The following is an 8,231-nucleotide window of genomic DNA, read 5'->3' as shown; positions in this document are numbered from 1 at the left end:
TTAACCTTACAGCCTTTGCTGGCAAGAAGCGGGGCCTCACTGGCGGCGTGGGATTAAAGTATAATTTCTAAAAAGTAATAGGGGTGCTCTGTGAAAGCAGGGCACCTTTTTTGTTTGCTGTTTATTTTTGAAGATTTTGCCCAGGATTTACGGTTTATTTTAAAAAAACTAACATTTGTTAAAGAAAAAATAAAAACACTAGACAAAATTTATTAAATCATTATAATAGTATATCGTGTGAAAAATAATCTAGGAGGAATGACCTATAAAAATGGATGATATTGATAAGGCTCTTTATAAGGAACTTTGCATGAATGCCCGGACTACTATCAGTGCGCTGTCGGCCAAGGTGGCTCTTTCCATGCCGGCCGTGAGCGAGCGGGTGCGCCGTTTGGAGAACGAAGGATATATCGGTGGATTTACCGTGACACCGGGGGAGAAATTCAATGAGGCTTATCCTGTGGCCATGCAGTCTATGGTTAAGCTGAAAAAGGCGGACCAGTGGGACAGCTTTCAGGAGTATCTGGACCGGCAGAATTTTGTGACATGGTACGGCACCACTACTGGACATTTTGATTATGTAATCCATATTGTGGCCAAGGATACAAACCATGTGCAGCATATACTTAGGGATATCAATTCCCTGCCATCGGTTCTGGATATGGAGAGCAGCCTTTTGTTAAATCAAAAAAATAAATATTTTGCCAATTTGTTATAAAATAAGGCGCAGCCCAGAGTTTATGCGGCTTTTCGCTTAGAAAATAAACACTATTTTGCCATTCTGTGATAATTGAAACAGAAAAGGGAAAAATGGTTAGGATTATAAATCGTTGGCAATTTGTATTATAATGAGGTTTCTCTTATACTATTATTCGTGGTGTTAGGGACCATTAGCCTATAAAAAGGAGAGGATTTATAGGTGGTCCAGCCAGTAAATAAGAGGGAGGAATTTCATAATGAATTATGGGAAAGTTTTTAAACGCTTTCGCCTGATAAGGGGGAAATCCGTGCAGGATGTTTCCGGGCATTTGGGTGTGGATGAGGATATCTACAACAAGTGGGAGTCAGGAATAATCGAGCCAACCATTGAGCAGGTCATGGGGATGGCCGCATATTATAAATGCTCCATGGATTTATTGCTGGATCAAGATGACTATATCCGCAAGGCACAGTAAAAGGTAGTTTGGGGGAACTACTATAAATGGCGCACTTTTTACGGTGCGCCATTTTTTAATGGTCATTATTGGGGGTTGTGCTGGTATTTGTTTTGTTCCGGAGCTGGGTGGCCTTTTCGGCGGTCTGGATTTCCCTTATGGCCGTTTCGGCAATGAAATTGGTAAGCAGCTGAGTGAAGGCTTCACGGGTGATGGGGATGTCATCCTTCCGGAAAATAGGATGCCCCATCTGGCGGCAGAGAAAGCCCTGACACTGGCTGGTGGTCTGCCATAGGCCGATGCCCAGAAAGAAAATGTATTCCTTGTCCGTTAGTTGGAATTGGCAGCTGAGTCCGCCGTTATCATCCTCTTTTATCTGGAGCCGGGGCTTTTTGATGTCCCGCAGGGTGCTGGAATCGAAAATACCCAGGGGCGTGTTGCCGAGAAAAATGTAACGTGAGTGCTTCCAGCCATTCCGTTCATCGTTCATTTCCCGGCCGTCACCGTGGAGCAGGAAGTCCGTCTTGGTGGCTGCAGCTATGTTGTAGAGGTTGTGAAAATTCACGACATATCTGTTTAAATCCTGCACTTCGTCAAATATCTTGATGTGGCGCATGGCCTCATGATAATCCGCCATCCGGGGCCGGTATAGAACCATGGAAAATCCTCCTTTCTGTGGAAATAAATTCTTGATTATGGAATGTATGTTTTGTATAATAATGATAACAGAATTGTTGTTCGGGTTCAAGACAATAAGAGGCATTTAATACAAAAATTGGACAGCAAATTTTGAAGCGGGTAATGCCGTATGTTATAATTAACTGTATTGTTCTTTTGACAGAACGAGGAGTGAATAAAATGAATTGGAATAACTTCACCTTCATTGACTTATTTGCCGGTATTGGCGGCATAAGATTAGGCTTTGAAAGTGTGGGCGGAAAATGCGTTTTTTCCAGTGAATTTGATGAAGATGCCTGCAAAACTTATGAAGCAAATTTTCATGAACATCCGGCTGGTGACATTACAAAAATTCCTGCATGGACTATTCCTGATTTTGATATATTGCTGGGCGGCTTCCCATGTCAGGCTTTTTCCATAATCGGGAAAAAAGAGGGCTTTGCCAATGAAACCTGTGGGACACTGTTTTTTGATATAGAGCGCATATTGAAGATAAAGCGGCCAAAGGCTTTTATGCTTGAAAATGTGCGTAATCTGGTTTCCCATGACAATGGAAAGACCTTTCATGTTATACGGACACACTTGGAAGCATTGGGTTACCATGTTTATGCACAGGTTCTTAATGCCCTGGATTATGGGGTTCCTCAAAAAAGAGAACGCATTATCATAGTTGGTTTCCTTGATGATGTTAAGTTTGAGTTCCCGGAGCCTGTTGAATTATCTGAAAGAAAAACACTATCTGATATATTGGAAACAGATGTGGATGAGAAATATTATGTTAGGGATGAAATTCGCTTATCACGTTTGGAGAGACTGAAAGACAAGAATTATCCAAAACCATATATATCTCATGAAAATATGTCCGGCTCCAATACGCCGCATCCTTATTCTTCGGCATTGCGTGCGGGTGCTTCGGCTAATTACATCTTGATAAATGATGAACGCAGACCAACGGAACGCGAGCTTTTGCGTATACAGGGGTTCCCTGATACTTACAAAATTGTTGTTCCCTATGGAAAAATCAAAAAGCAGACAGGTAATTCTGTAGCAGTTCCTGTCATAAAAGCTGTTGCGAAGCAGATGATTACATCATTAAAGGAATATAATGCAGCGGAGGAGAAAAAGAATGGAAATGCGGCCAAAATTAAGGGATTCAAAGCGGTTAACAACCCAGACTATATACCCCTTGAATATATTTCCTGATGAATTGGTGAAAAAGATAGGCGGGTATCTGGTCTATTTGATTTACATCGGAAGAAAAGATGTTTCCGGAAATGACTGGGGCGATGCCTTTGCTGATGCTATAGGGGGAACGCATCTTGATTCCCCTGTTGGAATTGCTGATGTTGTGCTGGATAAAAATTGCTGGTCCATGAAAACAGTAAAAGTGAAGGACCCATTTGCCAGCAAAACGGTCCGGCTGATAAGCGGAAGATGCTCCCCGGATTATTCCTATGGCATTACTGACCCACATGAGGATGTTCAAAAAACAGGTGAGGCTGTTTTGAATATATGGAACGAAAGAATAAATATTGCAACAGACCACTATAGCAGACTTAGAACCTCTGTATTGGTCAGAAGTTACGATTTGCTTTCATACCGGTTATTTGAGGAAGAAACCACAAGGTACAGAACCACTGACTACCATTGGATCGTAAACAGCAATGGCAACCTTCTGGGCTTGGACCGTGATGATAAGGTTTGCTTCACATGGCAGCCTCACGGCTCGCAGTTTACCATCCATACAGAGGTGCCGGAAGAAGCCGTCAAATTTACTTTACGCAAACCACCGACACTGCAGAAAGAGGATGTCCTGAAAGCCATAAACTTTTCTGATGAATGGATTGATATTCTCAAATGATAGCAGTATATAAATTGTCCTGGCTTTTAGCCAGGACTTTTTCTTTTTTAGCAGGAAAAAGCTCCATCTGTCTTGAAGATATAAAATATGACATTTTTAAAGAAAGTGGTTTAAATGATGGAAGGTTACACCTACTGTAATGACGCATTGCTGGCCGGGGCCTTTGCCCGCAGCCAGAAAATGATGCGTTTCATTGACAGCAAATATGATACAGACAAAGATAAGTATTATCAGGCGGCCAAGAAAAACAGCCGCTTCAAAAGTCGTTTTGTTACCGGCAACAGGCTTCCCATCCGCATGAATGTCATTAAGGCTCTGGGCATAATTGAGGTGGCCAAGTCGGATGAAGCACTGGACAAGGAAATGTTTGAGGCGGCCAGCCGGGCGTTTAAGTCCATTTACAATATTTTTGAGGACACCAAAAGACTTGAATTTGACCACGGCTTCATGGAAGAAGTCTTTTACACCATGCGTGTGGGCCAGAAAAAATCTGATGACCGCTTGCATGATGCCTATGGGCTGTATATGTATTTCTGTGAAAAGTACGATATGGAGCCTGACGATGATTCGGAGCTTTATGAAAGAGTAGTGCCGGTGGTAGAGGGCAAGGAATATGCCTATATGCGGGACTTTGCCGATATTGGTCGGGATTTTGTGAAGGACTTTGAGCAGGAAAAAAACGTCAAGAAATTGATGGAAAGCACGGCCGGGGTTTGTGGAGGCAAAAGCCTAGAAGATATAGGGGCGCGTCTTAATCCGGAAAGTCCTGAGGCGGGGTTATATACCATGATGTGGGATTTTGCCCAGCTGGATAATGTTCCGGCTTCCATGTATGAAAGTGAAAGGTTTACCAACAAAGAACTCCAGGACATTTTTAATGCCATAACTCTGAACATGGAGAAAGGTGCTTGCCGCCCCGAGGACATCAACCACTATTATGTAGCAGGACTCTATATGCGTAGCTTTGCACGGCTTTACCATGAGGCAGAGGCCATTGTGGATGCCTATGCTGGTATTGTTCGGGAAACTGAACAGCAGAAAAGTCTGGGTCGTGAGCTTTCCAAGGCAAGGCACAGAATTAGTGAGCTGGAGAAGCTGAACGAGGAAAAGCAACAGGCCCTGAATGATATACAGCTGGAGCTGGATCGTGCCAAGAAAAAGACCGCCCAGCATGATGAGGATATGGCCATAATGGCGGAGCGGGTGAAAATTCTCCAGCAGCTCCTTGATGAAGGGGCGGCATCCGACACCAAGGACACTGGGGAAATGGACGAAGCCGCCCGACAGGAAATTCTGGCCAGAGCCAAGAATAAAAAGGCCGTGGTCTTTGGTGGCCACCCGAACTGGCAGGCGGAAGTCAGAAAGGCCGCCCCGGACTTTACCATCATTGACCCGGATAATTACGGCTTTGATGTCAAAATCATAGACAAGGTCGATGTGATAGTCATTAAAACGGACTACATGGCCCATGCCCAGTGGTACAAGATAACCGAGCGGGCCAAGAAGAAAGGCAAGAAAATCATATTCTGCACTAATAGTGTTGATGATATGCTGATGAAAATAGGGGAATAAACATAACGTATAACTCAGCCCCGGTTTTGGTTTAATCACCAGAGCCGGGATTTTTTCTTTTTAAGGAAAATTTAAACTTGTTCTGATATTGTAATTGTAAGTTATGATGTTTCATTGAATATACGCTAATAAAAATAAGGGGATGATTTTATGGAGGATAAGCTGCAGCTGGATGAGGCTCTGTGTGAAGCCCAGACAAAAATGGATATCAACCAATTTGATAAGGCACTGCCGATTCTTGATAAACTGGTGAAAACAGTAGAGAAATCAGAGCCTTATAAGGACGATGAAGATACGGAATACCATTCCTTTAATGAAGATCTCGAGGAGCTTTTGTATAAGAAATTTGAGAAGCCAAAGAAGGATATTTGCAATATTTCTGAGCCAATTTCCAAATTATACCTGGCTTATGGCTCCGCACTGATGGAATTAAAAGACAAGGAAAAAGCAAAAAAGGCCCTGCTTACGGCCTTGCACTGGAATCCTGTTGACCCGGCTATTCATCTGCAGCTGGCTGAATGGGAAAGCCATTATGGGGATAAGGAAGAAGTCCTCAAATGTGCTGAAGAAGCCCTTAAATGGTCTTTCCATCAGAAAAATATTGGTAACTGCTATTACTATTTCGGCTGGTATATGGACCAAATTGAAGTCCATTCTGCAGCCCTTGGATATTACCGTTTATGTTCAGACTGGGGGGATGGTGACAGAAAGTATTTATCCGACAAAGAAACTGCCATGCTGGTATTGAATCAAAATACTGAAGTTCCTACATTGATGGATATGGAGACATATTCAATTAAGTACAATGTTCCACTGTCCTATAACAGCAAAATAGTTGATTTTGTTCTTGAACAGGGGAACAAAGCCGCATCAGATTGTGATAAGGAAACTGCAGTTTATTTCTTTTCCATCCTTTATGAAATGACAGGCTCGGAGAATGTGAAAGATACTCTGGACCAGCTGAAAGAAGAATTGGAAATGGAAACAGAAACAGAAACAGATACAGCTATAAGTGTATAAAAGGAAGCCACCCACAAACATGGCCCCGGCATTCAGACTCCAGCAGCTAAAAGCTGCTTCCGATACCTGAAAGCCGGGGCCTACTTGCACTACTGGGTGCCACTGATGGAAGTGAGCCGTGAAAGAGGGGCGGCTTACCATACGTCCAGCCGCCCCTCTTTCCCGTCTGCCCGGCTCTCAGTGTATCGACCGGATGAAAGCGTATGGCCTCGTTCCGCATTAAATGAGTCCATACCCTTTCACCGTGTAGGGGCTATCGTCTACTACGGGGCCAGTAGGCGGCCGCTATAAATAGCCGCCGCCCCCGGCTCCAAGGTTATCTCCGGATGAACGAGTATGGCCTCTTATGTCCTGAAATGAGTCCATACCCATTCACCGTGTAGGGGCTATCGTCTACTACAGGGCCAGTAGGCGGCCGCTATAAATAGCCGCCGCTCCCTTCGGGGACCAGCTTTGCACCACTGGTGGCGGGCTTTGACGGTGTTGTGGCAGTACTATGGCAGTACAGTGGAAGGTATAGTGGCAGTATGATGGCAGTACGGTGGAAGGTATAGAGCCAGTGTTTTAGCGGTATAGAGCCAGTGTTTTAGCGGTATAGAGCGGTACTATGGCAGTACTGCGGCAATACTGTGGCAGTACACTTTACAAGAATCCAGTATTTATGCGGATTAGGGCGTACTGTGTGGTAAATTGTGACACTCCTATATTTTCTACTATGAGTATGGGCAGGACTTTTGTATTCGCACCCAGCCGTGCTTCGCACTCCCCCTGTCTGCTTTTGTATCCGTCCTACCTCATAAGGCGGGCTGGTGAGCTTCCGATAAGTGTATTACGATTATCGAAAGTAAGCCGTAGTTTACTTCCGATAATCACACTTATCGAAAGCTGACCAGCCACTCGTGGCCACTCTCCCTCACGGGGCTCCCCCGCCCTCCGCCCAGAATAAAAGGAGCTGCCAAAGCAGCCCCTCAATAATCACCTCAATATTCATTTATAACCATATCGTATTTCACATTATCTTTATAATTTGCCCCATACTGATTGAAAACTTTGTGGGCAGCCACAAGTGCTATTGATTCATTTGCACCTTCTCTGGTGCCTTGTAACTGTTCTGGTATAAATTCTTTTACATCATACCCACCCAAAGATACTATATTTTGTTGGCTTCCGTAAAAGCTGGCATTATCATATAAGAACCATGTAAAATTACGGCCTTTATCTATTCCATTGCTCCGGACTGCACGAACTTCGATACAATAATCACTGGCAATAACTTTTTGTATCATCCAAATACTATCATCTAAAGTTTTAAAATCTATTCGTTTCTTAGGTACATAAATACCATTATCCACCTGTCTTTTGGCTTTTTTCGTTTCCAAATAATTGAAGCCGGTTATATTATATTTCTCGTGATCAAAGTCTTTAGGTAAAGGCTGATATTTGGCCTCGTGGGAAGGTCTGGATGAAGAACTGGATTCCTGGGTTTGTTGGGGCACCTCTTTGGAATTATCATTAGATGGCTGATTAGATGCCTGGGAACCACAACCAGTGAATAATAAAGCCAGCACAGAAAGTGCAACCAAAAACCTTGCCAATTTCATGATAATCAACCTCCGTCCAATATGATATTACATATCATTCTATAAAACAGTGGCTAATTCCTGCTATCTTTTTATCTTTACTGAATCCCTCACGGGACCTACCCTTCGGGTACTAGCTTCGCTTCGCTTGCGTCGCCCCCACCAGCCGGATGACGGGGCAGCACACAGCCCTGAAAAGAGAGCGCACCTAAAGGTACTAGCTTCGCGTCGCCACCCCACCACCCGGCATACGACCCACCCATAAAACTGAATGGTATGCACCATCAGCATTATGGTATAATGTGTTAACCAAAGATGAAGTTTGGGTAGTTAGAAGGACTACCAATACGACCCACTGAAATGGAA

At 43.7% G+C, this 8,231-nt stretch carries 8 protein-coding genes; 6 read left to right on the top strand and 2 right to left on the bottom strand.

What is annotated here, in order from left to right; all coding sequences use genetic code 11:
- The first annotated feature begins 271 nt into the window (after nucleotides 1-271).
- Together D081_RS12420 and D081_RS12415 are read left to right on the top strand one after the other, a co-directional pair.
- Nucleotides 272-718, top strand: coding sequence for an Lrp/AsnC family transcriptional regulator (locus D081_RS12420; RefSeq protein WP_085024484.1), 447 nt, complete (start codon nucleotides 272-274; stop codon nucleotides 716-718).
- Nucleotides 719-956: 238 nt separating this feature from the next.
- Complete coding sequence (locus D081_RS12415; RefSeq protein ID WP_085024483.1) at nucleotides 957-1,175, top strand: helix-turn-helix domain-containing protein; 219 nt, start codon at nucleotides 957-959, stop codon at nucleotides 1,173-1,175.
- Nucleotides 1,176-1,230: 55 nt separating this feature from the next.
- Here D081_RS12415 and D081_RS12410 read toward each other — a convergent pair whose 3' ends face one another.
- Complete coding sequence (locus tag D081_RS12410; protein WP_085024482.1) at nucleotides 1,231-1,812, bottom strand: hypothetical protein; 582 nt, start codon at nucleotides 1,810-1,812, stop codon at nucleotides 1,231-1,233.
- 200 nt (nucleotides 1,813-2,012) lie between these two features.
- On the opposite strand from D081_RS12410, the gene D081_RS12405 reads away from it, so the two are divergent.
- From D081_RS12405 to D081_RS12390, 4 genes are all read left to right on the top strand, one after another.
- Nucleotides 2,013-3,035: a DNA cytosine methyltransferase gene (locus D081_RS12405; protein ID WP_085024481.1), complete on the top strand. Its 1,023-nt coding sequence runs from the start codon at nucleotides 2,013-2,015 to the stop codon at nucleotides 3,033-3,035.
- Nucleotides 2,959-3,693, top strand: coding sequence for a hypothetical protein (locus D081_RS12400; RefSeq protein WP_085024480.1), 735 nt, complete (start codon nucleotides 2,959-2,961; stop codon nucleotides 3,691-3,693). Before D081_RS12405 ends, D081_RS12400 begins: the two co-directional genes overlap by 77 nt.
- Before the next feature lie 114 nt (nucleotides 3,694-3,807).
- Nucleotides 3,808-5,265 carry a hypothetical protein gene (locus D081_RS12395; RefSeq protein WP_143272213.1) on the top strand — a complete coding sequence of 486 codons (1,458 nt, stop codon included), beginning with the start codon at nucleotides 3,808-3,810 and terminating at the stop codon, nucleotides 5,263-5,265.
- A 150-nt stretch (nucleotides 5,266-5,415) separates the two neighbouring features.
- Nucleotides 5,416-6,285, top strand: coding sequence for a lipopolysaccharide assembly protein LapB (locus D081_RS12390; protein ID WP_085024478.1), 870 nt, complete (start codon nucleotides 5,416-5,418; stop codon nucleotides 6,283-6,285).
- Nucleotides 6,286-7,265: 980 nt separating this feature from the next.
- Here D081_RS12390 and D081_RS12385 read toward each other — a convergent pair.
- Nucleotides 7,266-7,886 carry a hypothetical protein gene (locus D081_RS12385; protein WP_085024477.1) on the bottom strand — a complete coding sequence of 207 codons (621 nt, stop codon included), beginning with the start codon at nucleotides 7,884-7,886 and terminating at the stop codon, nucleotides 7,266-7,268.
- Nucleotides 7,887-8,231: the final 345 nt, after the last annotated feature.

This window comes from Anaerovibrio sp. JC8, from assembly GCF_002100115.1.
Classification (GTDB): Bacteria; Bacillota; Negativicutes; order Selenomonadales; family Selenomonadaceae; genus Anaerovibrio.
The sequence above is the reverse complement of the archived record's forward strand: the minus strand, read 5'-3'. Positions and strand labels throughout refer to the sequence as shown.

Coding starts and splice junctions, on each gene's coding strand:
- D081_RS12405 (WP_085024481.1), top strand. CDS start 2,013: ATGAATTGGAATAACTTCACCTTCATTGACTTATTTGCCGGTATTGGC.
- D081_RS12410 (WP_085024482.1), bottom strand. CDS start 1,812: ATGGTTCTATACCGGCCCCGGATGGCGGATTATCATGAGGCCATGCGC.
- D081_RS12420 (WP_085024484.1), top strand. CDS start 272: ATGGATGATATTGATAAGGCTCTTTATAAGGAACTTTGCATGAATGCC.
- D081_RS12400 (WP_085024480.1), top strand. CDS start 2,959: ATGGAAATGCGGCCAAAATTAAGGGATTCAAAGCGGTTAACAACCCAG.
- D081_RS12385 (WP_085024477.1), bottom strand. CDS start 7,886: ATGAAATTGGCAAGGTTTTTGGTTGCACTTTCTGTGCTGGCTTTATTA.
- D081_RS12395 (WP_143272213.1), top strand. CDS start 3,808: ATGATGGAAGGTTACACCTACTGTAATGACGCATTGCTGGCCGGGGCC.
- D081_RS12390 (WP_085024478.1), top strand. CDS start 5,416: ATGGAGGATAAGCTGCAGCTGGATGAGGCTCTGTGTGAAGCCCAGACA.
- D081_RS12415 (WP_085024483.1), top strand. CDS start 957: ATGAATTATGGGAAAGTTTTTAAACGCTTTCGCCTGATAAGGGGGAAA.